Here is a 26,050-nt window from a genome sequence, read left to right on the forward strand (position 1 = left end):
TACTGGTGGAAAAAATCTTTTAAATAAAAAGCTTATTCCCAGGGACTCGTGTTCTTTTTACAACTTTATTATTATCCATATCTGTTTGATCTATGATAATTTCAAAAACTGTATGGATTTTTTTAAAGTAATCTCTTTGTAAACGCTTTTTTGATTACAATCCGGAATATGAATAAATTTTTTACTCAACGAAAGAACATTCTGTGGTAATATATCCTAATCAAATAAGTTAGAAAGAGGAAAAACATGAACGAAACACTTCAAACACCTCCAAAAAAGTTAAATTTATTTCATTTAACTTGGCCCATTTTTTTAGAGGTTTTTTTATTTATGTTAATGGGGCTTGCCGATACGTTTATGCTGAGTGCGGTATCAGATGATGCAGTTTCAGGAGTCGGTACAGCTAATCAATATATACACATTGCTATTTTAATTTTAGAAGTCGTTGGGAATGGGGCTGCCATCGTTGTTTCCCAATATCTCGGTTCTCGCCGTTATTTTGAGGCAGCAAAAATTTCCGCTTTAGCAGTCACATTAAATTTATGTCTTGGTTTATTAATGTCTGTCCTATTTATATTCTCTTCCAACCATTTAATGGTTATGATGAATTTACAAGATGCCGTTCTAGAACATGCACAAGGCTATTTAATCATCGTCGGTGGAGGTATATTCCTTCAAGCAGTTATTAATTCTTTAGCAGCCATCATTCGTGTACACGGTTGGACAAAACAAACAATGTTCGTTTCATTAGGAATGAATATTATCCACGTTGTAGGAAACTATATGTTAATTTTCGGTAACTTTGGTGCTCCTGAACTAGGTGTACAAGGTGCTGCCATTTCATCGGTTGTGAGTCGATTAATTGCCGTCTTCATTTTCTTCTGGCTACTATATCGAGCATTAGAAGTAAAGATAAAGATGGAATATTATTTTTCCTTATCTAAAGAATATGTACAGAAAATTTTATACATCGGATTACCAAGTGCCTTTGAACAAATTATGTATCAAGTTTGTCAAATTGTGTTCTTATATTATGTGACCTACCTTGGTGCAGAAGCTCTTGCAGCACGACAATACGCGAATAACATATCGATGTTTACTTATCTTTTCGCTATTGCAATTGGGATGGGTACTTCCATCATCGTTGGTCGTTTTGTTGGTTCAGGAGATAAGGACTCTGCCTATAAGCAAGTATGGGCAAGTGTGAAGGCAGCATTAATTTTTACTGTAATTATTGCAGCGATCGTGACCACTTTCCGTGTACAACTGGTTAGCCTATTTTCCGATAACCCAGAGGTCATCAAATTTGGCGCATCTGTTTTAGTTTTAAGTTTATTACTGGAAACTGGTAGAACGATTAACATTACAATTATTAACTCGTTACGTGCTTCTGGGGATGCTCGTTTCCCTGTTAAAATCGGATTCTTATCGATGATATGTATGAGCTTACCTTTAGGTTATTTATTAGTGTTTGTTTTCGATTTAGGGTTAGTCGGCGTTTGGTTAGCCATTGCGGCTGATGAGTGGACTCGTGCTATTATCGTCTTATTTAGATGGAAAAGTCGAAAATGGGAACAGTACGCGTTAGTTTCTCCAGATAAAGAAATTGAACCTGCTGAAAATCCCGTTACTCCTTAACATGTATTTCCTTTAAGAGTGCTTCCTAAAGCACTCTATTTTAAATAAAAAAGACTTCCATTTAGGAAGTCTTTGAAATCTAATTTTTATCCACCGGTTGTTTGGGTAACGTTTCACTTAGCTTACAATATTCAACGAACACGCGAGCTAGTTCACGAAGACGGTCTTGAATCGTCGCATCAATAATTTGATTATTTTCATCAAAATGGGATGAATGGGTATAAACATAGTTCGGTGTCACTAGACAACGGAAGTAATCTAATATTGGTCTAAGTTGATTCTCAACTACTAAATGGTGCTGATATGTACCACCATTTGCTACCATTGAAACTGGTTTATAACGCATTGCTTTCGGGTCAATCATATCAAACGCATTTTTTAATACTCCCGGAATAGACGCTTGGTAAATTGGTGTTGAAATAATATACCCATCCGCTTCTTCAAACTTTCGAATCATCATTTGCATATCTTCATTTAAAGGGCTACCATCTAAAATTTGATGTTTTAAATCAGCGAAATATAATATTTCAAGCTCTAAGCCGCTATTATATTCTTTTATATATTGTTCAACTTGACGCAATATCGCACCTGTTTTAGTACCGAATACAGTGCCATCAACGAGTAAAATTTTCATGTTGTGTATCCTCCACCTTTTTATTTCCATCCGTTATTGTAACAGATGCGATAAAGCACGAGTAGGGAACAAGATTAGATTCATTAAATTTCAGTCTTTTGTCGTAATTTCTGTTTGACTCGCCTTTTCCATCGCTTTCTCCATCATTCGGGTAGGAGATGTAAGACTGACGATTGTTGTTCCAACGTCAAATGAACGCTTCATCCCCTTCGTAAAAAATATTAAATGGTTATCTTTATCTACCGCGAATAATGGGATCGTTTTATGACCATCGCCTTCAAGAAAGCGTTCAAATGTATATTGATCCGTTATTTGTGTTTTTCGAATTAAGTATCCTTCATGAATAAGGCGATTTAACGTGTAAATATCGTAATCCCCGTCAAATAACGTTTTTCCAACAATTGTTTCACTGTAATCACTTGAATCGTCCGTAGGGATAGATGTTTGAAATATATGTTCTCGACCTAATTCAGGAACGAAACGTTGACATATAAGGGCATTATACGCATCCTCTTCCGTGGCGGCTACTAATATTTCGTAAGGAGTTAAGTCTACATGAAACTCCGTATATTCACTTAAGATATCCCCTACCTCTGTTTTTATCCCTAATTGACGAGCTTCAGATAAGGCACTCCATGAACGATCGATAATGAGAACAGGCTTTTGGAAACTTTGTAACGCTTCACCTAATACAGCAGTAAAAGGACTACCTCCAACAATCGTTACGCCCATCTCGTCTGTACATTGTAAGTTCAATTTCTTCGCAAGCCAGCTAATCGATAAACCGTGCGCTAATACGGTAGCAAATACTAACGCTAACGTTAAAGCAGTAATAATATCCGCATCTTCAAATCCCGATTCCGTTAAGACACTAGCAAAAAAGCCAGATACAGTTAAGGCGACGATTCCTCTTGGTGCAATCCAACCAATTAACAAGCGTTCCTGTTTCGTTAAACCTACCCCAATGGTTGATAGCCAAACGGATAACGGTCGGACAATAAACAACATTGCTACTACAAACAAAAGCATACGCCAGTTTAAAATATCGAGTAACGTATGGATTGATAATGAAGAAGTTAACATGATAAATAACGTAGAAATGAGAAGGACAGAAACATTTTCTTTAAAGTGCAGCAATTCTCTTAATGATGTTAAATGCATATTGGCCATGACAATTCCCATTGCGGTCACAGCAAGTATCCCGGTTTCGTGTATGATTTCTTCAGATAGTACAAATACCATCAGTACACTAACTAAGACGACCGGCGATTTTAAAAACTCGGGTATAAAACCATGTTCAAGTAAACGGCCTAATATAAACCCTATTCCAGCTCCTATAATAGCCGAAAAGATTGAAGCACCAAAAAATAATAAAAGGGACGCCTCCGAAATCATGCCATTCAAATATAATACGGCTTCGAGGGCAAATAAGGCGACTAAAGCACCGAACGGGTCAACAATAATAGCTTCCCATTTTAAAATGGTGGCTGGCCTTTCTTTTAGCTTAGCTTGACGGAGTAACGGCAATATCATTGTTGGACCTGTAACGATAAAAAGCCCGCCCATTACAAAGGCAACATCTATTGATAGTCCTGCTATAAAATGAGCAGCTAAAGAACCAATTATCCATGCGATGAAAGCGCCTAAAGTGGATATACGAAAAATCGATTGGCGAAATCCCTTAATTTCTCGAAGATCTAAGCCTAAGCTACCTTCAAATAAAACAACGGCAACAGCAAGCGCAATAATCGGATTAAACACTTCCCCAAAGCTTTCTTGCGGATTAAATAACCCGAATATCGGACCAACTAGCAATCCGACTAATGACATAATAACGATGGCAGGGAGTTTAAATCGCCAAGCTACCCATTGTGACAAAATTCCTAGTCCTACAATTACAACGATTTGAATAAGTAGATTGTCGAGCATTGTAACATCCCTTTCATCCAATATCGAAAAACAAAAAAGTCCTCCATTAGTATTTACGGAGGACGTTCTTTCATTCCATTTCATAAAGCTATTTATTAAGTTCATTTTTCGTCTTGATTTCCCTTAACTTTTCCCGATTAAATACAACTTCTTCATCAATTGGTATCGCTTCTTGCTCTTTAAATTTATCCCAATTAAATAATTGTTCCCTCGGAATCACTTTCTCTTCTTTTACTTCAGGCATTTTCATCATAGCAAGTTGATGGGACTCGTAGATTGTTACCGGTGATTTTTTTCCAAAAAGAGCGATGACTTTCATTGCTAGAGCAAGTTGATCTGCTTCAATCGGACGATATTTTTTCAATGATCCAATAAATAACGGATTTAACCCTTTTAAAATCCATTCACCCATTTTCTCCCCTAAACGAAATTCCTTACGATCTCCAACTAACAAAGAAGGTCGTATAATCGATAATTGGGGCAAATCTAAAGCTATTAATTCTCGCTCTACCTTCCCCTTCACTTTATTATAATAAAAAGCTGATTTTTCACTGGCACCCATTGCAGAAATCATAATGAAGTGCATAATGCCACATTTTTTCGCTAAAGAGGCAATGTGCAATGGGTACTCCACATCCACTTTTTCAAATTGTTCTCTCGTCTTCGCTTTTTTCATCGTTGTTCCCAAACAACAAAAAACTTCATGGGCAAAATCAATATCCTCTTCTTCCAATTGGTCAAAAGAACGAACTTTTACGGTTAGTTTCGGATGTTCGAAATCCAATTTCCTTCTAGATAACACTGTTACCGATACATATTCTTCACTGTCACAAAGTAGTTTTACGAGGGCATTTCCAACTAATCCTGTCCCTCCTACAACGATGGCTGAACGCATTTCCACTTTCACGCCACAACCTTTCATGTTTTTCTTCTATTCAGCATAAAATTGTTAATCTAAGTTTCTCCTATTTTATAGTGTTAATTTTCACACATACTTTCTAATTTTTCACCATAATTTAATTAATAGTTGGGAAAGGATGGGATTTTATGAAAAATGAACTAAGTGTCACTTCGATAAAAAAGAAAATTGCTTTTATAGTGGAGCATAGTTCGATTAAAGGGTATTATCCCCTTGAGCGTGCAGCTACATTAGCAAAACTATTAAAAGATGAAGAAAGTGTCTATGTATTTTTAAAACAAGACGGGCATGAGGCAATTGAAATTTTTACGGATTTACAACTTTCTCCTATTTTATACGACCATTATACAGAGTTAAAAACACAGATTCGTAATCTTGAACCAGATTTAATTGTTCAAGATGGGAAAGATACATTAGTTGAACATATTGAACAACTTAGACCTTTCTGCAAAACGATTGTCCATTTTGATGATTTTGGCGATGGTGCTGAATTAGCAGATTGCAATATCGTTGCCCTTTTTGAGGAAGTAAGGGAAAATACAGCACAAAACATTCTGTCTGGGAGCTTTGCTTTTGCCGTAAAGGATTCCCTTAAAGTAATTGCAAAGGAACGTGTTTCGAATGAACTTTCGAATCCACCACATATTGTCGTTGCCTATGAAGATGGTGATGAAAATAATTTAACTTATCGAACATTACGTCATTTAACTCAGCTACAGATTCCATTAAAAATTACCGTCGCCATTGATCGGGAATATCGTCATTCTGTAGAAGATTTGCAAATGATGGTGCTTAGTCGCCGGAACACGAAAATTTTTAAGGATGACCAAGCTTTAGAAAAACTGCTCCATGAAGCTGATATTGTCATTTGCAACGCGAATTATACACCTTATAAAGTCGCAACAGTCGGTATTCCTTGTATTACAGCTGCTCAAAACGAACGGGAATTAAACAATGCTTTTCCAAGAGAACATAACGGATTTATTCATCTCGGATTAGGACGTAAGATGAAACAATCCAACATCCAAAATGCGGTGATGGAGCTATTATTACATGAAGCAAGACGTGAACGGGCAGTACGAAAACAATTTGAATTGGAAATCTCGGATAACAATGAAGTCATTAAGTCATTGTTATTAGATTTTGCATATGAACGTCATAATATGGTTTCTTTATAGACTAGCCTAGAGTAAATAGGACGTCCCCATTTTAAGTTCTTTCCTGCAACTATAACTACTTAATTTTAACATGTGGCCCGACATCGATTATTAATGAAAAGAGCGCCCTTCTTATGGTACAATGTTTGTACGTTTATTTTGTACGAAATTATATTGAAGGAGCTACTTTCATGTTAACTAAATCAGAACTTCAACAAAAAATCGCAGAATTAAAAATGGATTATATAAATCTTCAAGGTGATATCGAAAAGCTTGAAAGTACAGGCCATGAAGAGTCTGTTCGAAAAGCAGAAGAGCGCCTATCAAACATGGAAAAACAACTAGCAGAACTGAATAAACAGCTCGCGGTGTTGTCTTAACCCGCGAGTTTTTTTGTATCCTTAAACTAAAAAACTTTGAAATACATTATCGGAGGAACATATTATGGCAATATTAACAGTTGAAAATTTAGGACATTCCTTTGGTGATCGCACCCTTTTTAAAGATGTTTCATTCCGCCTCGTTGAAGGGGATCATATCGGATTAGTCGGAGCAAACGGAGTCGGAAAGTCTACATTAATGGGGATTATTACTGGGCAAACGATTCACGATACAGGTCGAGTAGAATGGCTACCAGGAACACATTATGGCTATTTAGATCAGCATACAGTTTTAACAGCCGGCCGTTCTATGCGGGAAGTTTTACGAGATGCCTTCCTCCCTCTTTATAAAAAAGAAGCGGAATTAAATGAAATTGCCAATAAAATGGCGGATGCTTCTCCCGAGGAGTTAGAAACATTATTAGAGCAAATGGCAGAAGTACAAGATGCCCTCGATGCGGGAGATTTTTATACATTGGACATTAAAATCGAAGAAGTTGCGCGCGGTCTTGGTTTAGATGCAATTGGATTAGATCGAGACGTTGCTGCCCTTTCAGGTGGCCAACGTACAAAAGTGTTGCTGGCTAAATTATTACTTGAAAAACCGAAAGTCTTGCTACTCGATGAGCCTACGAACTACTTAGATGAAGAACATATTACATGGCTTTCAAACTATTTGAAAGATTATCCCCATGCGTTCCTATTAATCTCCCATGATACGGAATTTATGAACGGTGTAGTAGATGTCATTTTCCATTTGGAATTTTCTAAGCTTACTCGTTATACGGCAACATACGAGAAATTTTTAGAGCTGGCGGAAATTAACAAGCGCCAACATATTGATGCCTACGAGAAACAACAGGAATTTATTAAAAAACAAGAAGAGTTTATTGCAAAAAACAAAGCAAGATATTCTACAACAGGTCGTGCTAAATCACGCGCTAAACAACTTGATCGTTTAGAACGAATTGATCGCCCAGAAACGGCTGTTAAACCCGAGTTTAGTTTTAAAGAATCACGCGCTTCTAGCCGCTTCGTAGTAGAAGCAGAAAATTTATTAATCGGTTACGATAAACCATTACTTCCTCCCCTCACGTTTACAATTGAACGTGGCGAAAAGATCGCTTTAATCGGGATGAATGGTGTTGGGAAATCTACCTTATTGAAAACAATGCTCGGTAAAATTAATGCTTTAGGTGGAAAAGTAGCTCGAGGGGATTTCCTCCTCCCTTCTTATTTCGAACAAGAAGTAAAGGCAGATAAAATAACACCTATTGATGATGTATGGAACGCCTTCCCAAGTATGGACCAACATCAAATCCGTGCTGCCCTAGCCCGAGCAGGTTTGAAAAATGAACATATTTCCCGTCCATTAAATTCATTATCAGGGGGCGAACAAGCAAAGGTTCGTTTATGTAAACTGATGATGGAAGAATCGAACTGGCTAATCTTTGACGAACCGACAAACCACTTAGATGTAGACGCTAAAAAAGAATTAAAACGTGCTATGAAAGAATACAAAGGTACGATTGTTTTAGTTTCCCATGAACCTGAGTTTTACGAAGGTTTAGCAACAAAAGTTTGGAATGTCCAAGATTGGTTCACAACTGGTAAAACAGACTTATAATATTCAAAATAATCGGTTTGGATTCCTTAGGAGTTCAAACCGTTTTTTATTACCTCCTTTTAAACATTATGAAAATTCTATTCCGCTCTTTTTTATCGATCCAACATCCTTTCAATCATTTCTTACGCTCCATTATCAAATTAACTTGTAAAGAATTGAAACTTTTCTTTTCTTAAGACGTATATATTTATAGGAAAACGGTTATATATTTATATGTAAGATGCCCACTTATAAAATATGGAAAAGCTATTGACTTATAATTATCTTACTGATAAGATATAAATATAATTAAAAATATCTTATTTGTAAGCTATTACAAACAAAAGAAGGCGAGGAGATTTTATGGCAGTTACAATTTACACACAATCTAGCTGTTCCTCTTCACGAAAAGCCATTAAATGGTTAAAAGAAAATAATATTTCTTATAATGAAAAACGTATTACTTCACAACCTTTAACATTAGCAGAATTTAAAAATATTTTAAGAATGACTGAAGATGGAACAGATGAAATTATTGCTACGAACTCCAATGATTTCAAAAATTTAAATATTGATATCGACCAATTATCTATTCAAGACCTATACAACTTAATTCAACAACATCCACGTATGTTACGTAGCCCTATTTTACTTGATGAAAAACGTATTCAAGTTGGCTATAATGAAATGGACATTCGCCGTTTCATCCCACGCAAAGTACGTGCTTATGAATTAAGTGCCATGCAAAGACTGGCAACACAAGGTTAGTCAATAGTCTAGCGATATATAATTTCGTATTGGATTCGTTTTGAGGCATGCGAAATAAGACTTAAGTGGAGCTGAACATAATGGATAACCAGAGATATGAATCACTTTCCTCTCTTTTTGAAGTAGTGTCTTCATTGGAGCGAAAATGGGCAAATGAATGGAACCATCAAAATATATTAGGATTTTCAAAATCTCATATTTTACTGTTAGATTTATTAGCTAAAGAGGGTCCAAAACGCCCTTCTGCTATTGCTGAGCGCTTAAAAGTGACGACTGGTGGCGTAACCGTTTTAACCACGAAATTGATTAAAGCGGGACTCATTGAAAAAACCCAAAGTAGTGCGGATCGCCGCGCTTCTCAGATCGTTATTACACCAGAAGGAAAAAAAGTTTTAGAAGAGTCACAAGCTCAGGTGACAGCAATGGTGAATTCAATGTTCGGCATGCTTACAAATGACGAAATTCAAACGCTACATAACATCTTCGAAAAGTGTCTAGTAAATAGCAATGGGCTTAATAAATTAAAAGATGAAGAATAATTTAACGTTACTAACTATAAATTCAAAAACGCAAGGTGTATGAATGCACCTTGCGTTTTTACATATGAAAATGTTCATATAAAAAGAGACTCTCCCAATCGAGATGGAGAGTCTCTTTTATTTGATATTAAGCCATGACCACATCTTGTAAAGATGCATCTGCTAGTAAAATTTCCTTTAGTCTAGCTTTTGCTCGGAATAAACGTGATTTTACAGTGCCGATGGAAACTTTCATTAATGTCGAAATTTCAGCCAATGAATATTGGTCCACATAAAAATACCATAAAGTTCTTTGATAAATACCGTCTAATTGCTGCATTTTTTCTTGTACAATTTTTGTTACGACTTCTTTTTCCACTTGATCTTCCGTAGAAATTTCATTATTGGGAACCAAATCTAAAATCGGTACGTCTAATGTTTCAGGTTGACTCATCATATATTTACTTCTTCTTACATTTTTACGATAGCGGTCGCGGAATGTATTCATAGTAATAGTAGTAAGCCAAGCTTTTACGTGGTCAACCTTCTCTACTTGTTCTTCATTACGAACAACTTTGACCCAAACTTCTTGCATTAAATCTTCGGCTTCAGCAATATTGCGTGTTAATTTTAAACATAAGTGATATATGTAGCGATTATATTCTTCATAAATTCCTGTTAAACAGTTATTCATTCTTTCTTCCTCCAATTTCTAACTACCTTCTATATACATTTTCCCAAATAAATGTATTACACTCTATCGGATTTGCTTTCAATTTCATTACATTCGTGTAAGATTAAAAGTCTTTCCTTGTAACTTTCGTAAATTCGGTTTATATTGCGTCTACTAAAAAGAGTATGACTCCAAGAATAATTTCCCTTTTTTAAAGTCATCCAACAGTACCTGTCTCTTCTATGTGGTATACTATTTCTACTATCTGAAAAATTTGAAATGAGGGATTAATCATGAGTCATTTACAAACATTAGATGCTTATTTCTCCGAAAACCGTGAAAAACATTTAGAAGAATTATTTGAATTTCTTCGTATTCCAAGTATCAGTTCCCTATCAGAACATAAACAAGACATGCAAACAGCTGCCCAATGGTTAGCAGACAAACTACAACAGTTGAACATTGAAAATGTATCCATTGATCAAACAGAAGGACATCCAGTTGTATATGGAGAATGGCTTCATGCGGAAGGAAAACCAACGATTTTATTCTATGGTCATTATGATGTACAACCTGTGGATCCTCTTCACCTTTGGGAATCAGAACCTTTCAATCCAGTAATTCGCGATAATAAATTATTTGCTCGTGGTGCATCAGATGATAAAGGTCAAGTATTTATGCACTTAAAAATGATTGAAGCATTATTTGCAACTGAAGGAACCCTTCCTGTAAACGTGAAATTCATCTATGAAGGGGAAGAAGAAATCGGTAGCCCTAATTTACCCGCTTATGTAGAAGCAAATAAAGAGAAGCTTTCTGCAGACTTAATTTTAATTTCTGACACTGGATTATACGCTCCTGGGAAACCAGCCGTTTGTTATGGGCTACGTGGACTTACAGGAGTTCAAATCGACGTACGTGGAGCTAAAGGCGATCTTCATTCTGGTCTTTACGGTGGCGGTGTACAAAATGCCATTCATGCATTAACTGAAATTTTAGCTTCCTTCCGTGATGAACACGGCACAATTCAGGTGGAAGGTTTCTATGATAAAGTGCTTCCTCTAACTGAAGAAGAACGTCAAGCTTACCAAGATTTAAATTTTGATGAAGAAGCATTAAAAGAAGAAATTGGTGTAAAAGAATTATTTGGAGAAGAAGGTTTTACTTACTTAGAGCAAACTTGGGCTCGACCAACGTTAGAAATTAACGGCGTATTTGGTGGTTTTTCCGGTGAAGGCATTAAAACGGTTCTTCCCGCAGAAGCTGGCGCCAAAATTACTTGTCGTTTAGTTCCAGATCAAGATCCGAATGAGATTGTCGCTCTTTTAAAGGCACACATTGAAAAACATAAACCAAAAGGTGTAGATGTAACGGTTTCTGAATTTGATAAAGGAGCTCCTTACCTTACACCATTTGATCACCCGTTAATCCAGGCAGCTGGGCGTTCATATGAGCGTGTTTATAACGTTCCTACCGCATTTACTCGTGGTGGAGGATCGATTCCAATCGTTGCAGCTTTTGATGAAATTCTTGCATTACCAGTTGTGTTAATGGGGTTCGGTTTAAATAGCGAAAACTTCCATGCACCAAACGAACATTTCCATTTAGAAAACTTCGATAAAGGGCTTCGTGTATTAGGCGACTATTTATATGAAGTATCTAACTTACAATCATAGCAAAAGACAATTTCCTATATTGACCTAAAGGTTCTTTACGAACTTTTAGGTCCTTTTTTATGCCTTACAATAAAACACTTCATATTAAAATAAATATAAAAATATTTCATTTATGTAACAAAAAGGAATTTTCTAAATATTTGTAGAATTGAATTTATATAATATATTAACAAAAAAATTTAGCTAGCTACTTGTTAACTTTTAAAACAGGAGTGATTCGAGTGGAAAATAAATGGAGTTTTGTTTTACTAATGCAGCCTGTTGCAGGTCTATTACTTATTTTAATTGCCATTTACACTTTTACTGTAGGAAGTCCTCACCTATTACCTTGGGCATTTGTGTTAATGGGGCCTCTCTTTTTGGCAATGGGGATATACGAAATGAAGAGACAAAGTAAAAACCCAAGTATTTTCTATTTCTGTTTAGCAGCAATCTCCTTACTATTTGCTTTATTTTCATTTACGGCCTTCTAATAAACTATACCTATTTACCGATGAAGAATAATTCATCGGTTTAATCATGTATTTTAATAGAATTTTAGATTTGGGGATAACTTTGACAGATGGACTTATAGAAAAAAAGCACCGCGCTACTGGAAGCACGGTGCTTTTGGCTGACCTTTTAAAAAGCGTTATATATATAAACATAGGGGAGGTTATATATCTTGTCGAACAAGCTTTTACAAGGTTCAAATGAGCTTAACTTACCACTTTTACTAAAGAGCGATTTTTCATAAGAAGCAATTTACGTTTCTCTTCTTATGATGTTTTAATCATAACATCCATCTACTCCACCATGGTATACCACCTATTCACATGTCACATTTTTATCACAAACTCGTTCACAATTCCGAAATATTTTGTTATATAACAAGTATTTTTTTAACACTTTTTTATTGAAATCCTTAGATATATATATTTAAAAACCTTTATATAAAGCGCTTTCATGTAATTTAAAATTATATTTATTATACATTATTGATATGGAACAGAGCATTACCCCATTAATTTATACTAATTTTTTATTAGTTACCCCCCTTCCCTTTTTCCATTCCTTAAAGGTTCTAGTGTAAATGCCCTTCCCTTTATTTTTTATCCACATATCCACCATTTGTTATTTATTAGGGGCTTTATCCACAAAATAAAAAGGTGCCCCAATTAGGACACCTTAACATCTTTATTGTAGAATCATACCAACACTTGAATAAATAATGACCGTTATAAATAGTAACATCATATAAATTAAAGAGTAAGCAAACATTTTATTTGCCCATTTTTTCTCATCCATTTGGCGGTAGCCAACAATACTAATCCACAACCAAATTCCACCTAAAATAAGGGAGCATAATGTTAATCCCCAGCTTAGTGGAACAAATAAAAAACTAGTAAACATTAAAATAATTAAATAAATATTTGTTTGAAGATAAGTTCTTCTCATACTTGTCTTCACAGGTAACATTGGTATATTTGCTGCGGCATAATCATCTTTTTTTCGTATGGCAATGGCATAAAAATGTGGCATTTGCCAAATCACCATAATAATGAATAATGCCCAAGCTGCAGGATACCAAATATCAGGTGCAACCGCTGCCCAACCAATTAAAGGCGGCATCGCTCCTGAAATACTACCAACTTCTGTATTCCAAATCGTTTTTCGTTTTGTCCACATCGTATACGGGACAACATAGAAAAACACACCTAGGAAACCAAGAAATGCCGCTAGCAGTGTTGTTAAAGAAAGTATCACTAATCCTACGATAAGTAAAACGATGCCAACGATTAATACTGTACGAGCACTTAGTTCACCTGTTACTGTAGGTCTTGATTTAGTTCTTTGCATAATCGCATCAATATCACGATCGTACAAATTATTAAAAATACCTGATGCTCCGATAATAAAAGCAGAACCTACAAAGGCAAATAGTATATGTGGAATATGTTCAATAAAGCTTAAGTCGTACGTATATAAAGCGAGCATAAGTGCAGCAATCATGGGAATTAAATTTGATTTAATAATCCCTGTCTTAACTGTCTTTGCCCAGAGATCAATAGTATTTTTCATAGTCTTTCTTTCCCCTCATTGTTCAGCAACCTTTCGGAAGCACTATATACTATCATACCACTAATAAACTTCTTCCAACAATGAGCTGAGCCTTTTTTTATGAAAATTCATTGACGATTATTTTAAACGAATAGGTTTTTTGTACATTGTCATCCTACACATACTATTCAGAATCTTTATCGAATAATTTAAACTAGGAGGTGAATTTGAGTGAATCGATACGTGATGCACATTATAAGAATTTTACTTGGTGTCATTTTCTTCAGTGCTGGCGTTAATGGTTTTATTGTATTTTGGGGCATGGAATCCCTTTTTCCCACGAGCAATGAGGCAATGATTCTCTTTCAATTTGATTATTTATTAATAGTAGAAAAAACAATAGAAGTTCTATGCGGTGTCTTCCTATTGCTAAATCGATATGTTCCATTAGCGGTTGCTAGTTTGTTACCCATTATTGTGAATATCTTTTTATTACATGTTTTTGTTGATCCTTCTTTACTTATCTTGGCTATTATTCTCATTATTTTTGAAGTATATTTATTGATTTACTTTAGAGGAAATTTCATTCAATTATTCGAAAAAAAGTCTTCAATATAAAACAAAGGTGTTCCAAATTATTTTGGAACACCTTTTTCGTTCAGTGTTAATTTTATTCCTCTATTTAATTGCCTTTTATCAATAAAAGAACAAGCCATTTTTAATAAAGGTAAAACGAATAAAAAGACAAATAGTAGACGGAACATTTGAAATACCGTTACGGTTATAACATCTGCCCCAATTGCTGTCGCAAGAAGACTCATCTGATCCAGTCCACCTGCTGCTGTACTAAGGAAACTAGTCGGCAACGAATAGTGTAGGAAATATATTAATAAAAGACCTTGTGCGAAAGTAGCAATCATTAGTAACAAGGCACTTCCCACCCCTAATAAGAGAACCCTTTTTCCTAGTTTAATCATGTTTGGTTTTAGGAGTAATCCGATATATGCTCCCATTAATAGTTGAGCAATATGTAATAAGTACCCTGGTAGTTCCGGCGTTTCAACAGAAAATAACGACAAAACAATAATAAACAGGATCGGTGTTAAAAAATAAGGTACTGGTATTTTTAGTTTCTTACCAAACCAAACGGTTGCTCCTGAAGCTAATAACAATAACAAAATCGGGATGATTTCATTAACAGAGAAACCTGCTCCTCCGTCCGCTTGCACGACATGACCTGAAAGGACAAAGGGAATCAACAACACAATACTAATCACACGAACGACGTGAAAATAAGTAACAACAGCTAAATCAATATCCTTTTCCTCTTCAGCAAACAAAACAATTTGTCCTAAACCACCAGGAACCGTACAAGTTAAAGCGGTTTTCAATGGAACATTCCCTATTTTCTGTACACCAAATGCCATTAATACACTAATGATGACGAGGACTACATTAAGAAGCAACATGAAAAATATTAACCACCCCATGCCAGCAAATACGGAAAATTGAAAAGTTTGACCGATGGAAACCCCAACGATAATTAATCCGACATTACGAAAATGTACTGGCCAGTAGAGTTCATATTTAATAAAAAATTGACTAATTAACACTGTAAATAAAGGACCAAGCATCCACGGAACAGGGAAATGTAAAAAATCAAAAACTAGTGCCCCTACTAAGCTAATGACTGAAACTAAACCAATCGATTTTAAATGCAAAGGGAAACCTTCTTTCAAAAGAATGATAATATATGTATTAGAGTACCATAAATCGATAGTTGTGAAAGTCACTTTTCAACTTCCACTATTATCTATCTCAAAATAAAAAAGCCGCTTTCCCATTGTAGCGGCTAATTTTCATATATTATTACTTTTTCTCCATAACAGCAAAATAATTACCTTCATCATCAGCAAAATTAAATATTTTCCCGGAAGGTAAATTGACCATTTCTCCTAGAGTCACGTTTTTATTTGCTAAATCACTATATAGTTTCTCCACATCATCGGAATAAAACATTAACGAAGGTGTTCCAAGATTTAATTCTGGCTCCATATTCGCAATGAATTGTTTATCATGTAAAACGATACTCGTTTGAGCACTATTTTTTGGAGCTACTTCTATCCATCTCATTCCTTGGCCGCTATCTTCTTCCCCAATAACAGTAAACCCTAACTTTTCCGTCCAAAACTTCACCGCTTCATCTTGATTATTCACATATAACATGACTTGACCTAATACATTAATCAAATGCTCCACCCACTCTTTTAAATTTTGAAATCCATCCCATTTATATTAGCGTTAATAATTCTAAGTACTAATTCTGCCTATGTATGTAAAACTCCTTTATTTGTGTTGCATTTCTCACACTTTTAATACAGAAAATGAAAAAAGCAACTAACAATCCTTTAGATACTCTAAACATTTTTATAAATTAAATTTTTCCTTAATTATTTTAGCTACTTCTTCGGCACTTAAGTTTGTATTGTCAATCTTAATATAATTTGGGAATTTGATTTCACCTTCAAAAGAATTTAATCTATGTTTCTCCATTGTCTGTTTTAAGTCATTCTCAGACCATTCGATATCTCTTTTTTTAGGTTTATGTTCAAGTCTATTTGGAGTTTTATTTCGGTTAAGTCTCTCTTCTAAATCAGCTTCTAATTCGACATAGTAAACAGTACCACCTCTTGACTCAAAAAGATGGGAGATACGCTTAACATAATCCCAATCCGACTCTAAATCAAACATCCAAACATACGTGAAAATCATCCCATATAAATTACTTTTTGAAGCCTCTTCAAAGATTTCTTGACGAAATAGGTTTACTAACCGTTTCCCTTCTTTTGTACCATAATCAAAAAAATGACTAACCAAGTCAATTGTCATATGGTTATGAAAAAGTCTCAAATCCGTTATTTTCATTAACTCTTGTCCAACCGTCATTTTCCCAACCGCTTGTGGTCCAAATATATGAACGAATTTCATAAACTCCCTCCTCCATCCCCATTGAGTTTCTTTCGATTTTTTTATTCTTTAGCATTCATCAATTTTAAAGAGTGGCAAACATTATACAATAATATTTAGAAGTTGTTTAAAATCATTAATAACTAAATCGGCATGCTTTAATTCCTCTGCTTGGGCAAAGTCGAAATTCACTCCAATGGACCGTAATTCATTATCTTTTGCAGCCATTATATCTGATAATCGATCCCCTATTACCCATCCTGCCTTAATATTATTTTCATGAATAACCGTTTTCACTAAATCAGATTTATGGCCCGATGAAATTGATTGAATACTATATACTTTTTGTATAAATCGTTCTAAGTGATATGTATTTACAATCGCCTTTAAATACTCAGGTTGCCCGTTACTTGCAATGAAAAGGGGAAATTTAGAGCTAAGTTCCATTAAAATTTCTTCTACATGTGGATATAAACTACCTTTATGATCCTCAATCATTTCTAGCAGTTTATCGTGAAATAAAGCATTACTCATTTCCCGAATTTCCATTGAATGGTTTGGACAAAGTGTTTCCCATACAACTTTTAATGGTACTCCCATAATCTCCCGATATTGATCGATAGGTGTTTCTCCATGTCATAAATGTCGTTCCCGTAATACTTGAAAAGTTGCTTCTAATGCTGGCTCCAAGATCGTATCTGTTTGAAATAATGTTCCGTCCATATCAAAAATTACTGCTCGCATTATGTCACTCCTCGTATTCAGTTTCTCTTGCTTGAAATGGAGAAATTTCCTTAGCATCCAAAGGTAGTTGTTGAATATGTTCTAAATAGGCCAGGACTTTTTTGACTTCGATAACCGAATAATTAAATTGAAGTCGATTTGCTACTTCCAATGTTATCTGTTCAAACAAATTCGTCATCGTAAATAAAGCATCCCAAATGTCATTTATATTTCCTTTCGGATACGTGTTTAGGAGTGTATTCCAAATTTCTTTTTCCAAATACTTCTCCATGTACTTACCGTTTTTCCCTATACTGATAGTAAAGTCTGTTTCAATTCCTATTTTCCATTCAAGCATTTTCAATAACATATTTCTTATGATTTGTAGATGATCCATCGCATAAAGAATTTCATTTCTCCATAATCCTTTGGCGACATAAGTTGAAACCCACCAAAACTCATTTGTACAATCATCAAATAATTGTTGAGAAGGTTTATTTACCCAATAGTCCTGATCTGTAGGTGAAGGTAGGATTGGAAAAATAGAATCTTTATCTAGTAAAACTTTGGCTAATTTATCATCTTGTATCCATTCGTTACTTTTTTCAACTGGCCAAAGGGTCAAGTCAATGCGGTTTCCGTCTGTAAAAAGCATTAAATAAGCATATTGATCGCGATTAGATGGATACAAAACAGAATGATCTGGCCTTTGCATAATAATAAGTTCACCGAACACTTTTATCCAATCTACACGATTTATAAATGAATCCATATCCGTGACAAAATAAACAATGTCATAATCTTGAAAGGGATCTTTAGGTACCTTTAAGTTTGTTCTAGACCCATTCATACCAACTGCCCTAATCCGCTCATCCTGCTCAGCAAACTTTTTTATTAAATCGATCATTACCTTTTCCGAGCGCATTTTTGTCCCCCTATCAAGTCCTAACCATCGTCGTAAACTGTGCTTTATCTGAACAAAACTCAGCTTTTTTCTTAAAACCCAACTTTTCGTATAAATGTACTGCTCTTTTATTAAAAGTAGCGACGGTTAAACGGATTGGAACCCCTTTATATTTCCTTTCAATCGATTGGAGAATAAAAGAACAAAAGAAAAATCCATTCCCTTGTCCAACATATTTAGGATTCATTCCTAACCCCATATCAATACAACTTTCTCGATAAGCATTCACTTGATGACCAATAGGAACTTGTGCCGATTCTCCAATACAAAAATAACCAAACAACTCTCCATCTTCATTTTCGATCGCGTAATAATATCCATCTAAAAGTTCTTTTCTATTATCTTCTGTATCAACACTATTATAAAAATCATATGGTATATGGTATTTCCAGCTTAATATTTCTTTCGCAAATAGTTCATTCATCGATTTAATATGTAAATGCATGTTCGAACACCTCCTTTTTGCTGTTCAAAATAAAACTACCCATTTTAATAAAACGAGTAGTTTCTCCTAAACTAGAAGTTTTAATTTAAATAGTAACGATTTAATATTTAATTTCTTCGTCATAAAGACACTATTTGGATCTTCAACGTAGTTTGCAAAGGGCTCACAATATGTAAAACCAAAATTCGTATATAATCTTCGTGCTGGTTCAAAGGCATCCATTGAACCAGTTTCTAAGCTAAGACGTTGATACCCCCTCTTTATTGCTTCCTCCAAAATATGTTGTAGAATTTGTCTAGCCACCCCTTTTCTTAAATGGTCAGGGGAAGTTTTCATCGATTTAATCTCACCGTGGTCTTTAGAAAGCTCTTTTAAAGCCCCACATCCTAGTAATTCTTCCCCTTCCCATGCACTCCAAAAAGTAATATCCGGACTTTTTAATTGCTCCAAATTTAATGCATGAATGCTTTCCGGCGGAGATTTTTCCCCCATATTTTGAAGATGGTCACCTATTAATCGGGTAATTTTTGTTCCTGTTAAATCGTCTAATTTAATTTCCATAGATTACTCTCCTATCAATTTTAGCAATTACAAATCATGACTACATTGCCATCTAGGTCTTGAATGTTAAACCAAGCCATTTCTCCTACTCTTTCTATTTCTCTTACAACTTCATATCCTATTTCTTTAATATACTGGTAGGCTTCATCAATATTTGGTGTATAAAAATTGAAAATGGGACTTGGACTAACATAATGTTTAAAATGGGGATCAAAGGAGTGGTCATCTAATGTTAGAGATGTTGTACCGACAACCGGAACATTAAAAACAGGTGATATAACCTTTTCTACATCTAGTTCTATTCCTAAAAGGTCACAATACCATTTTGCCGACTGCTTTAAATTTGTAACGTGAACAAAAATTCCATTCATTTGGTTTTTAATCGGAATTGTTTTTTTCATTAGTAGACCACCCCCTTTGCATCATGTTTACTTCTTTTCATATAATCCAATGCCAATACCAACTGGATCAACTAAATAGGAAAGATAGAAATCGTCAAACTCCATCTTCTCCCGTACAACCTTCGCACCATTTTCTATTGCTTTCTTCACAGCTTCATCAATGGAATCGACTTCAATTTGGATCCGTGTACCATGCGGATAGTCACTAGGACCTTTGCTAATACCACCTATGATCCCCTCTCTTTGACAAGTTGAAATAGACCAACTTATAAACACCTGCATACAAATAAAACAAGCCATAATCATAATCCTGAAGATAACGTAGCAGAAATTGCTGAAGAATTTGATTCAAAAGTTAAAAATAAAAATAATGCAACGAACCATGATAAAAATCAACAATCCAATAAAAGATAAATATTTGGAGGAAAACATCGTGGCAAAGAAAAGAAAACCAAATTTTAAAGAAAAAGAAGATAAGAAAAACAATAATCAAAAAAGCAATCAAGAAATTGCTCAAGAGTTAGATGTCAATGAAGTAAAAAAGAAAGCGAATAAACAAAAAAACAAATAAAAAAATTAAATGCACCATAAGTAGTTTTACTCTTTGGTGCATTTCTATTTACATCAAATTATTTGCAGAAGCTAACGTTTTATACTTCTCGATCATCTTTTAATCCTCAAAAATATCCCTTAAAAAACGTTCGCGATTTTCTAAAAAATACTTTGTAATTTGGTAATGACTCGTTTCTTCATAATTTACTTCTTCAATAGTTCCGTCATCAAAACTATATATCGTTGCATTAGGGTATCCTAATAAAATCGGTGAATGGGTCGCAATAATAAACTGGCTTTCTCCAGATACTACTAAATCATGGATTATTCTTAAAAAAGCAAGTTGTCGTTGAGGGGATAGCGCTGCTTCCGGCTCGTCCAACAAATAAATCCCTTTTCCACTAAATCTGTTGGCGAATAAAGAAATAAAGGATTCCCCATGGGATTGCTCATGTAAAGAAGTACCACCATAGGAATCATAAATACTTTTATGACTTTCTCCAATTTCATCTATATGGGAAGCAAAATGGTAAAAAGATTCTGCTCGAAGAAAGAATCCATTTGATACTTTTGGCAACCAAGAAAGTCTTATGTATTCCCCTAATGCTGATTCCGAACGGTCAACTTTATATGTATTATTCCGACTACCTCCCGCTGTATTAAATCCACATTTATCGGCAATGGCTTCTAAAAGCGTGGATTTACCTGATCCATTTTCACCTACTAAAAACGTAACATTATTTTTTATATCTAAACTTTTTAATGATTGGATAGAAGGTATTGAAAACGGATATTGTTGATAAGAATCAATCCGATCATGTAGTAATTCAATTCTTTTAAGGAACATGGAAACACCTCTTTTAAATATTGAATTGTGCCATGAGAATTTTCTGAATGAAAAGAAATACACCCCAAGAAACAATCCCTACAATAACGGCTAGAATGAAAGAAAAGGAATTTTTTAGCATGAAATAAATGGCTAAAAGCATCACAATAGTAGCTGGCAAACCTAAAATGACACCTAATGTAAAGGATTGGATTTGTTTACTTGTTTCTCCTTGAACGGTTAACCAGAAAATACTGAGTAAACTAATGAGCGGGAGAGCCGCAATTATTCCTCCGTAAAGGGGAAATTTCCTAGCCAACTCTGTTACAGCAGCAATAATAAAAGCCGACGTGAAAAGTTTTATCCAAACCATTATTTCGCCGCCTCACTTAACAAACGAAAGGCTCTCATGACGTTATCTTGCTCTTCTTCGGATAACTTTCCTAAAGCTGCTTTCAGTAAATTTTCATCTAACTCAGTATGTTGCTTTACAACTTGTAATCCAAGTTCTGTAAGTTTTAAATAAACTTTACGTTGATCTTTATCAGAACGCTCCTTCTTAATCCATCCATTGTTCTCCAACTTTTTCACATGCTCTGAAGCTGTATTATGAGAAATAGTCAAAGCTTCTGCCAAAGATCGAACTGTTACACTTTGTTCTTTCTGTAAAATTTGCAAAATACGTACACTTTGGTGAGAAATCGCATGTTCCAATTTTGGATGTAGATAATAATAAATATCCGTAAAATAATTATTTAATTCCATAAAGCACCTCGCATTTATATCGTTTATACAGATTATATCGTATAACACGATATAAACAAAGGTCCATCATCATTTCCCTATAAATAAGGTTTCCATTTTCCACCGCTAAAATGGCAAAACGGTCTGGATTGTTTAATGAAAGCTCCGTACATTCCTTAGGTGAACCTGTAAAACGAAGTTGGTCCTCTGTAATTTGATATTCATCAACCGCCTGTTGATATGTGTCATTATAAAAGTACAATTGCATCTTTTTTCTCCTCCAGAAAGAACATTTGTTCCCGTTTTACCGAATCTGTTATAACAATTCAATAGTTTTTTCAGAAATCTTCGTCAACTCTTCGATGAAATTGATTGCTGTACAAAATATGTTTTTGTTCAAATCCTGCCTTAAAGTAGACATGATTTGCTCGGTTATTTTGATTATTTACACTTAAACGAATTTCTGTAATATGGGAGTGGGAAAACATCTCCGTCAAAACTTCTTTTAATAACAAAGTGCCTAATCCTTGATTTTGAGCTTTTGGAGAAATGGCTAAATATTCTAAGGAGGCCTCCCCTATTTCAGAGTCGATTTCATAGTAGGCGTAACCAACAACGTCATTCATTTCAGATTTCAATACTTTTAAAATACAGTGCTCACTTAATCGATTAATAATTGTTTTCGCATCGTAATAGGTATTGGGAAACATTTCAAAATGTAGCTTTTCAAATGTTGGATAATCCCTTTCTTCGTAAGGTTTACTCCGTATTTCTCCCATCTCATGAAAGTTTTCTTTTTTTATTTCTAAAATTAGATGTTCTCCTGTTTTTGCAGCACCTATTTCATTTAAAAATTGTTGTTGAGTTATGTTTTCTTTATTAACAAAAAAATAAAACTCGCTTATTGAAGAATTTCCCTTTACAACTTGCTCCCATAATTGATGCTGTAGAGGTAGAGAAACTATTTGCAGAAAAGGTCCCCACACTTCTGCACTAGTTCCAATGTCTAACCCAATTGCCGTAATTATTACTCCATCTTGATTTTTAGCTATCCAAAAGGAAATTCCATCCTTTTCATGGACAAAATCTTCCTTTAACGTTTTATAAATTTCCTCTTCAACTTCTCCACAATATCCAATATGAAATTGCTTTTGGTTATTTAATTTCGCCAAAAACCGGGATAACTCAATTAAATTTTGTGCCTTCTCCATTGACCATTTTTCCCCCTTTGTCTTATAAAATATTTCGCCACCCAATTCGTAAAACCTTTCAATAGCATGAAAAAAGCGCCTCCTCATAAGGAAGCGCTTCTAGCATGATAAACTTAGTGAATATCTCTTTTTCTGAAATTACCGCCTTTTACTTCAGCAACGTCATAAACCGTTACAAAGGCATGGGGGTCAATTTCCTGAATGATTTCTTTTATTTTACTTTCTTCTAAACGGTTAATTACACATGTTATCTCTTTGAATAATTCATTCGAATAGCCACCGTATGCATCTTTATATGTAGCACTTCGACCTAAACGATCCCTGATTGTTTCCACCATTACTTCTGGATGTGAAGTAATAATTTTAAAGGTTTTTGAACCGCTTAACCCTTCCTCTACGATATGAATTACTTTAGATGCTATAAAATAGGCAATCCCTGAAAGAATGGCACCTTGTAATCCGAATACTGTAGAAACAATAATGAATACAAATAAGTTTAAAAATAAGATTAAATCACTTGTTCCAAAGGGTAACTTTTTAGAAAGTAATACTGCTAACATATCAATACCATCTAGGGCACCACCGTTACGCAAGGCAAGACCCATACCAAAGCCGAGAATGACACCACCGACAACTGTAACGAGCAATGTATCTCCTTTAATAATAGCTGGTACATGGTGCATAAGAACCGTTCCAATTGCTAATGACGCAATTCCAATTACCGAATAAATAGCGAAACTTTTCCCGATTTGTTTATAACCTAACCAAACAAAAGGAATGTTGATGATTGCAATTAAAACGCCTAATGGTATACCGAATAACTGTGAGCCAACAATACTCAGACCCGTTACCCCACCGTCAGAAACATTATTTGGGATGAGGACCGCTTCTAGTCCGTAGGCTGCGATTAGTCCACCAAGGATAATCAAAATCGATTTTGATAAAAATTTTACTATCTTAGGTTTACGTTTTTTCTCTTTATTCATTTCATTTCCCCTATCCAAATTAAAATTAAATATTGTATACAGTACTGTTTAATCTATGTAATAAGATTTTGATACTCCTACTTAATTATAGTAGTACAGAAACGATTATCAAAATCATAAGTCTTCTTATTTAAATGTAGTATGGCATTTAATACGAAAAAATACTTTATTTTATTACCAAGGATCCACACCTTTCAATCACCACCATTGATATTTGTAATATTTTAACAGTATAATAATTACAAGAAACGGTTGACTTCATGAGATTTTTACAGCTGCTTAAAATATCGTTTTGACGTTATGAATCAAATGAAGGGGAGCTAAATTATGGGGATGAAACTGAGTGAACAATTTCAACGTTTTGCAAAATACGAGTGTGAAAATTCTAGTAAATTATATGAAGTACTTTCCTATCAAATAGCTGAGGACGCTGAATTACTCGATATTGTTACCACCATTCCAACAGGTCAGCCTAAACCGAATTTACTTTTCGCCATCGTCCACTATTTATTATTTGAAAAGGATGAATCATTAAAAAATTACTATCCTACCTTTTCAGATCATCTACTTCCTGCTGAAGAAGCTTTTTTACCCTTTAAACAATTTGTATTAAAACATGAACAATCTCTAAATGAACTTTTTCAAACGAAGCTTGTACAGACGAATGAAGTTCGGAGATGTGCTTATTTATATCCAATGTTTGCCGAAATTTACGAAGAACATAAGCAACCATTAGCATTAGTTGAAATTGGTACAAGCGCTGGTCTTCAGCTTGGCGTGGATCAATATAATTATTTATATAATGGGGAAATTTCCGTTACGAACTCCAAAACACCCGTTATAATCTCATCTGAAAATATCGGCACTCCATTACCAAATGCCATTTATACAACCCCGAAAGTGAAAACACGGATAGGAGTGGACTTGAACCCGATTGATTTAAAGGATGAAAACGAATTAAGATGGCTACAAGCCCTTATTTGGCCCGAACATCATGAACGGAGAGAATTATTAAAGGAAGCGGCTAATGTTGTAACACAGCTCCATCTTCAATTAGTTCGAGGAGATGGGATTGCTAAATTGGAGGATCTATGTGAGCTTATTCCTGAAGGTGAAATGATTGTCGTTTTTCATACTCACGTGGCAAATCAAATCCCAATGGAAGGACGACAACAGCTAGTTGAAAAGTTGAGTAAAATAAGTACAAAACGTCCGTTATATCATTGCTATAACAATATGTACGATCCTAATTTACATCAAGATTATATATATGATGGAGAAATCATTGAAAAAAGAATGATGGAAAATACAGATGGTCATGCAAGATGGTTTAATTGGGCAAAGTAGAATAAAGCATCCCCCATAATTTGGGGGATGTTGTCATTCCTTTTCAAATGAATAGTTTTTTTCCACTTTACAAATTTTTAAAGAATATCCTTTATACCATTCGGATTTCCCTTTTTCCTTGGCGACCTTATGAGCTGTATGTTCTCTCCACTGTTGAATTGCTTCTAAAGAATCCCAATAGGATACCATAATTCCTAATTCATCATCTCGAACACTTTCTATCCCTAAAAAGCCCTCTTGGCTAGATGCTAAAGCTGTCATTTTCTCTGCCATCGTGCCGTATCCTTTGTCTACACCCGTTCCCTTTGACGTGAAGATCACTGCATAATAAGGTGGTTCATGAATTGTCGTAGCTTCGTTCATCTCAGGTGCCCTCCTTCACTAC

At 34.8% G+C, this 26,050-nt stretch carries 31 protein-coding genes and 1 pseudogene; 11 read left to right on the forward strand and 21 right to left on the reverse strand.

The genetic code is table 11. The annotated features are described in order from the left end of the window. Nucleotides 1-246: 246 nt before the first annotated feature. Nucleotides 247-1,638 carry an MATE family efflux transporter gene (locus H9636_RS02915; protein WP_191706148.1) on the forward strand — a complete coding sequence of 464 codons (1,392 nt, stop codon included), beginning with the start codon at nt 247-249 and terminating at the stop codon, nt 1,636-1,638. A gap of 79 nt (nt 1,639-1,717) precedes the next feature. On the opposite strand, the gene H9636_RS02920 is transcribed toward H9636_RS02915, so the two are convergent. From H9636_RS02920 to H9636_RS02930, 3 genes are all read right to left on the reverse strand, one after another. Continuing rightward, the gene (locus H9636_RS02920) at nt 1,718-2,272 is read right to left on the reverse strand and encodes an NADPH-dependent FMN reductase (protein ID WP_191706149.1); all 555 of its coding nucleotides are present in this window, start codon (nt 2,270-2,272) and stop codon (nt 1,718-1,720) included. A gap of 90 nt (nt 2,273-2,362) precedes the next feature. Further along, the gene (locus H9636_RS02925; RefSeq protein WP_191706150.1) at nt 2,363-4,201 is read right to left on the reverse strand and encodes a cation:proton antiporter; all 1,839 of its coding nucleotides are present in this window, start codon (nt 4,199-4,201) and stop codon (nt 2,363-2,365) included. A gap of 88 nt (nt 4,202-4,289) precedes the next feature. Then, the gene (locus H9636_RS02930) at nt 4,290-5,123 is read right to left on the reverse strand and encodes an NAD(P)H-binding protein (protein WP_225230035.1); all 834 of its coding nucleotides are present in this window, start codon (nt 5,121-5,123) and stop codon (nt 4,290-4,292) included. 125 nt (nt 5,124-5,248) lie between these two features. Between H9636_RS02930 and H9636_RS02935 the strand changes: the two genes are divergently transcribed. From H9636_RS02935 to H9636_RS02955, 5 genes are all read left to right on the forward strand, one after another. After that, nucleotides 5,249-6,298 (forward strand): PseG/SpsG family protein, encoded by a 1,050-nt coding sequence (locus H9636_RS02935; RefSeq protein WP_191706151.1) that lies wholly within the window; start codon nt 5,249-5,251, stop codon nt 6,296-6,298. A gap of 113 nt (nt 6,299-6,411) precedes the next feature. Beyond that, nucleotides 6,412-6,657, forward strand: coding sequence for an SE1832 family protein (locus H9636_RS02940; protein WP_191706152.1), 246 nt, complete (start codon nt 6,412-6,414; stop codon nt 6,655-6,657). A 64-nt stretch (nt 6,658-6,721) separates the two neighbouring features. Next, nucleotides 6,722-8,284, forward strand: a complete 1,563-nt coding sequence (locus tag H9636_RS02945) for an ABC-F family ATP-binding cassette domain-containing protein (RefSeq protein WP_191706153.1) — start codon at nt 6,722-6,724, stop codon at nt 8,282-8,284. A gap of 342 nt (nt 8,285-8,626) precedes the next feature. Then, nucleotides 8,627-9,031, forward strand: a complete 405-nt coding sequence (gene spx / locus H9636_RS02950; RefSeq protein ID WP_122970678.1) for a transcriptional regulator Spx — start codon at nt 8,627-8,629, stop codon at nt 9,029-9,031. Between the two features lie 80 nt (nt 9,032-9,111). Further along, nucleotides 9,112-9,570: a MarR family winged helix-turn-helix transcriptional regulator gene (locus H9636_RS02955; RefSeq protein ID WP_191706154.1), complete on the forward strand. Its 459-nt coding sequence runs from the start codon at nt 9,112-9,114 to the stop codon at nt 9,568-9,570. A 127-nt stretch (nt 9,571-9,697) separates the two neighbouring features. On the opposite strand, the gene H9636_RS02960 is transcribed toward H9636_RS02955, so the two are convergent. After that, nucleotides 9,698-10,243: an RNA polymerase sigma factor gene (locus tag H9636_RS02960; protein WP_122970680.1), complete on the reverse strand. Its 546-nt coding sequence runs from the start codon at nt 10,241-10,243 to the stop codon at nt 9,698-9,700. 272 nt (nt 10,244-10,515) lie between these two features. Here H9636_RS02960 and H9636_RS02965 point away from each other — a divergent pair, with 272 nt between their 5' ends. Both H9636_RS02965 and H9636_RS19350 read left to right on the forward strand, forming a co-directional pair. Next, nucleotides 10,516-11,898: a dipeptidase gene (locus tag H9636_RS02965; RefSeq protein WP_191706155.1), complete on the forward strand. Its 1,383-nt coding sequence runs from the start codon at nt 10,516-10,518 to the stop codon at nt 11,896-11,898. Between the two features lie 221 nt (nt 11,899-12,119). Beyond that, on the forward strand, nt 12,120-12,371 hold the full coding sequence (locus H9636_RS19350) for a DUF3953 domain-containing protein (protein ID WP_191706156.1): 252 nt from the start codon (nt 12,120-12,122) through the stop codon (nt 12,369-12,371). A gap of 703 nt (nt 12,372-13,074) precedes the next feature. On the opposite strand, the gene cyoE is transcribed toward H9636_RS19350, so the two are convergent. Further along, nucleotides 13,075-13,959: a heme o synthase gene (gene cyoE, locus H9636_RS02975; RefSeq protein WP_191706157.1), complete on the reverse strand. Its 885-nt coding sequence runs from the start codon at nt 13,957-13,959 to the stop codon at nt 13,075-13,077. Between the two features lie 210 nt (nt 13,960-14,169). On the opposite strand from cyoE, the gene H9636_RS02980 reads away from it, so the two are divergent. Next, complete coding sequence (locus H9636_RS02980) at nt 14,170-14,556, forward strand: DoxX family membrane protein (RefSeq protein ID WP_318240984.1); 387 nt, start codon at nt 14,170-14,172, stop codon at nt 14,554-14,556. Nucleotides 14,557-14,573: 17 nt separating this feature from the next. Here H9636_RS02980 and H9636_RS02985 read toward each other — a convergent pair whose 3' ends face one another. From H9636_RS02985 to H9636_RS03025, 9 genes and pseudogenes are all read right to left on the reverse strand, one after another. After that, complete coding sequence (locus tag H9636_RS02985) at nt 14,574-15,731, reverse strand: AbrB family transcriptional regulator (protein WP_318240985.1); 1,158 nt, start codon at nt 15,729-15,731, stop codon at nt 14,574-14,576. 76 nt (nt 15,732-15,807) lie between these two features. Beyond that, on the reverse strand, nt 15,808-16,188 hold the full coding sequence (locus H9636_RS02990; RefSeq protein WP_191706158.1) for a VOC family protein: 381 nt from the start codon (nt 16,186-16,188) through the stop codon (nt 15,808-15,810). A gap of 177 nt (nt 16,189-16,365) precedes the next feature. Further along, on the reverse strand, nt 16,366-16,926 hold the full coding sequence (locus H9636_RS02995) for an AAA family ATPase (protein WP_191706159.1): 561 nt from the start codon (nt 16,924-16,926) through the stop codon (nt 16,366-16,368). A gap of 81 nt (nt 16,927-17,007) precedes the next feature. Continuing rightward, a pseudogene (locus H9636_RS03000) lies at nt 17,008-17,652 on the reverse strand (HAD hydrolase-like protein). A gap of 1 nt (nt 17,653) precedes the next feature. Then, nucleotides 17,654-18,553 (reverse strand): aminoglycoside 6-adenylyltransferase, encoded by a 900-nt coding sequence (locus H9636_RS03005; protein ID WP_191706160.1) that lies wholly within the window; start codon nt 18,551-18,553, stop codon nt 17,654-17,656. A 13-nt stretch (nt 18,554-18,566) separates the two neighbouring features. Further along, nucleotides 18,567-19,037, reverse strand: a complete 471-nt coding sequence (locus H9636_RS03010) for a GNAT family N-acetyltransferase (RefSeq protein ID WP_191706161.1) — start codon at nt 19,035-19,037, stop codon at nt 18,567-18,569. 66 nt (nt 19,038-19,103) lie between these two features. Next, nucleotides 19,104-19,598, reverse strand: a complete 495-nt coding sequence (locus H9636_RS03015; protein WP_122970688.1) for a GNAT family N-acetyltransferase — start codon at nt 19,596-19,598, stop codon at nt 19,104-19,106. Between the two features lie 20 nt (nt 19,599-19,618). After that, a complete protein-coding gene (locus H9636_RS03020; RefSeq protein WP_191706162.1) occupies nt 19,619-19,999 on the reverse strand; it encodes a VOC family protein in 381 nt (126 codons plus the stop codon). Between the two features lie 27 nt (nt 20,000-20,026). Continuing rightward, nucleotides 20,027-20,281: a VOC family protein gene (locus H9636_RS03025; RefSeq protein WP_225230050.1), complete on the reverse strand. Its 255-nt coding sequence runs from the start codon at nt 20,279-20,281 to the stop codon at nt 20,027-20,029. A 151-nt stretch (nt 20,282-20,432) separates the two neighbouring features. On the opposite strand from H9636_RS03025, the gene H9636_RS03030 reads away from it, so the two are divergent. Next, nucleotides 20,433-20,570, forward strand: coding sequence for a hypothetical protein (locus H9636_RS03030; protein ID WP_158599658.1), 138 nt, complete (start codon nt 20,433-20,435; stop codon nt 20,568-20,570). A 99-nt stretch (nt 20,571-20,669) separates the two neighbouring features. Here the strand turns inward: H9636_RS03030 and H9636_RS03035 are convergent, their stop codons facing one another. From H9636_RS03035 to H9636_RS03060, 6 genes are all read right to left on the reverse strand, one after another. Then, the gene (locus H9636_RS03035) at nt 20,670-21,398 is read right to left on the reverse strand and encodes an AAA family ATPase (protein WP_122970690.1); all 729 of its coding nucleotides are present in this window, start codon (nt 21,396-21,398) and stop codon (nt 20,670-20,672) included. Between the two features lie 13 nt (nt 21,399-21,411). Next, a complete protein-coding gene (locus H9636_RS03040) occupies nt 21,412-21,753 on the reverse strand; it encodes a DUF3147 family protein (protein WP_174232637.1) in 342 nt (113 codons plus the stop codon). Continuing rightward, complete coding sequence (locus H9636_RS03045; RefSeq protein ID WP_122970692.1) at nt 21,750-22,142, reverse strand: MarR family winged helix-turn-helix transcriptional regulator; 393 nt, start codon at nt 22,140-22,142, stop codon at nt 21,750-21,752. The genes H9636_RS03040 and H9636_RS03045 overlap by 4 nt, the downstream gene beginning before the upstream one ends. Next, nucleotides 22,129-22,389: a hypothetical protein gene (locus H9636_RS03050; protein ID WP_191706163.1), complete on the reverse strand. Its 261-nt coding sequence runs from the start codon at nt 22,387-22,389 to the stop codon at nt 22,129-22,131. The genes H9636_RS03045 and H9636_RS03050 overlap by 14 nt, the downstream gene beginning before the upstream one ends. Before the next feature lie 70 nt (nt 22,390-22,459). After that, on the reverse strand, nt 22,460-23,332 hold the full coding sequence (locus tag H9636_RS03055) for a GNAT family N-acetyltransferase (RefSeq protein ID WP_191706164.1): 873 nt from the start codon (nt 23,330-23,332) through the stop codon (nt 22,460-22,462). Between the two features lie 113 nt (nt 23,333-23,445). Beyond that, nucleotides 23,446-24,318, reverse strand: coding sequence for a YitT family protein (locus H9636_RS03060; RefSeq protein ID WP_122970696.1), 873 nt, complete (start codon nt 24,316-24,318; stop codon nt 23,446-23,448). 327 nt (nt 24,319-24,645) lie between these two features. On the opposite strand from H9636_RS03060, the gene H9636_RS03065 reads away from it, so the two are divergent. Next, nucleotides 24,646-25,665 carry a DUF2332 domain-containing protein gene (locus tag H9636_RS03065; RefSeq protein ID WP_191706165.1) on the forward strand — a complete coding sequence of 340 codons (1,020 nt, stop codon included), beginning with the start codon at nt 24,646-24,648 and terminating at the stop codon, nt 25,663-25,665. A gap of 33 nt (nt 25,666-25,698) precedes the next feature. Here H9636_RS03065 and H9636_RS03070 read toward each other — a convergent pair whose 3' ends face one another. Further along, nucleotides 25,699-26,028: an antibiotic biosynthesis monooxygenase family protein gene (locus tag H9636_RS03070; RefSeq protein WP_122970697.1), complete on the reverse strand. Its 330-nt coding sequence runs from the start codon at nt 26,026-26,028 to the stop codon at nt 25,699-25,701. Nucleotides 26,029-26,050 lie beyond the last annotated feature (22 nt).

The organism is Ureibacillus galli (genome assembly GCF_014836845.1).
Taxonomy (GTDB): domain Bacteria; phylum Bacillota; class Bacilli; order Bacillales_A; family Planococcaceae; genus Ureibacillus; species Ureibacillus galli.

Bases quoted from the DNA above. Each gene is read 5' to 3' on its own strand.
- H9636_RS02915 (WP_191706148.1), top strand. From the start codon at position 247: ATGAACGAAACACTTCAAACACCTCCAAAAAAGTTAAATTTATTTCAT.
- H9636_RS02920 (WP_191706149.1), bottom strand. From the start codon at position 2,272: ATGAAAATTTTACTCGTTGATGGCACTGTATTCGGTACTAAAACAGGT.
- H9636_RS02925 (WP_191706150.1), bottom strand. From the start codon at position 4,201: ATGCTCGACAATCTACTTATTCAAATCGTTGTAATTGTAGGACTAGGA.
- H9636_RS02930 (WP_225230035.1), bottom strand. From the start codon at position 5,123: ATGAAAGGTTGTGGCGTGAAAGTGGAAATGCGTTCAGCCATCGTTGTA.
- H9636_RS02935 (WP_191706151.1), top strand. From the start codon at position 5,249: ATGAAAAATGAACTAAGTGTCACTTCGATAAAAAAGAAAATTGCTTTT.
- H9636_RS02940 (WP_191706152.1), top strand. From the start codon at position 6,412: ATGGTACAATGTTTGTACGTTTATTTTGTACGAAATTATATTGAAGGA.
- H9636_RS02945 (WP_191706153.1), top strand. From the start codon at position 6,722: ATGGCAATATTAACAGTTGAAAATTTAGGACATTCCTTTGGTGATCGC.
- spx (WP_122970678.1), top strand. From the start codon at position 8,627: ATGGCAGTTACAATTTACACACAATCTAGCTGTTCCTCTTCACGAAAA.
- H9636_RS02955 (WP_191706154.1), top strand. From the start codon at position 9,112: ATGGATAACCAGAGATATGAATCACTTTCCTCTCTTTTTGAAGTAGTG.
- H9636_RS02960 (WP_122970680.1), bottom strand. From the start codon at position 10,243: ATGAATAACTGTTTAACAGGAATTTATGAAGAATATAATCGCTACATA.
- H9636_RS02965 (WP_191706155.1), top strand. From the start codon at position 10,516: ATGAGTCATTTACAAACATTAGATGCTTATTTCTCCGAAAACCGTGAA.
- cyoE (WP_191706157.1), bottom strand. From the start codon at position 13,959: ATGAAAAATACTATTGATCTCTGGGCAAAGACAGTTAAGACAGGGATT.
- H9636_RS02995 (WP_191706159.1), bottom strand. From the start codon at position 16,926: ATGAAATTCGTTCATATATTTGGACCACAAGCGGTTGGGAAAATGACG.
- H9636_RS03005 (WP_191706160.1), bottom strand. From the start codon at position 18,553: ATGCGCTCGGAAAAGGTAATGATCGATTTAATAAAAAAGTTTGCTGAG.
- H9636_RS03010 (WP_191706161.1), bottom strand. From the start codon at position 19,037: ATGCATTTACATATTAAATCGATGAATGAACTATTTGCGAAAGAAATA.
- H9636_RS03015 (WP_122970688.1), bottom strand. From the start codon at position 19,598: ATGGAAATTAAATTAGACGATTTAACAGGAACAAAAATTACCCGATTA.
- H9636_RS03020 (WP_191706162.1), bottom strand. From the start codon at position 19,999: ATGAAAAAAACAATTCCGATTAAAAACCAAATGAATGGAATTTTTGTT.
- H9636_RS03025 (WP_225230050.1), bottom strand. From the start codon at position 20,281: ATGCAGGTGTTTATAAGTTGGTCTATTTCAACTTGTCAAAGAGAGGGG.
- H9636_RS03035 (WP_122970690.1), bottom strand. From the start codon at position 21,398: ATGTTCCTTAAAAGAATTGAATTACTACATGATCGGATTGATTCTTAT.
- H9636_RS03045 (WP_122970692.1), bottom strand. From the start codon at position 22,142: ATGGAATTAAATAATTATTTTACGGATATTTATTATTATCTACATCCA.
- H9636_RS03050 (WP_191706163.1), bottom strand. From the start codon at position 22,389: ATGCAATTGTACTTTTATAATGACACATATCAACAGGCGGTTGATGAA.
- H9636_RS03055 (WP_191706164.1), bottom strand. From the start codon at position 23,332: ATGGAGAAGGCACAAAATTTAATTGAGTTATCCCGGTTTTTGGCGAAA.
- H9636_RS03060 (WP_122970696.1), bottom strand. From the start codon at position 24,318: ATGAATAAAGAGAAAAAACGTAAACCTAAGATAGTAAAATTTTTATCA.
- H9636_RS03065 (WP_191706165.1), top strand. From the start codon at position 24,646: ATGGGGATGAAACTGAGTGAACAATTTCAACGTTTTGCAAAATACGAG.
- H9636_RS03070 (WP_122970697.1), bottom strand. From the start codon at position 26,028: ATGAACGAAGCTACGACAATTCATGAACCACCTTATTATGCAGTGATC.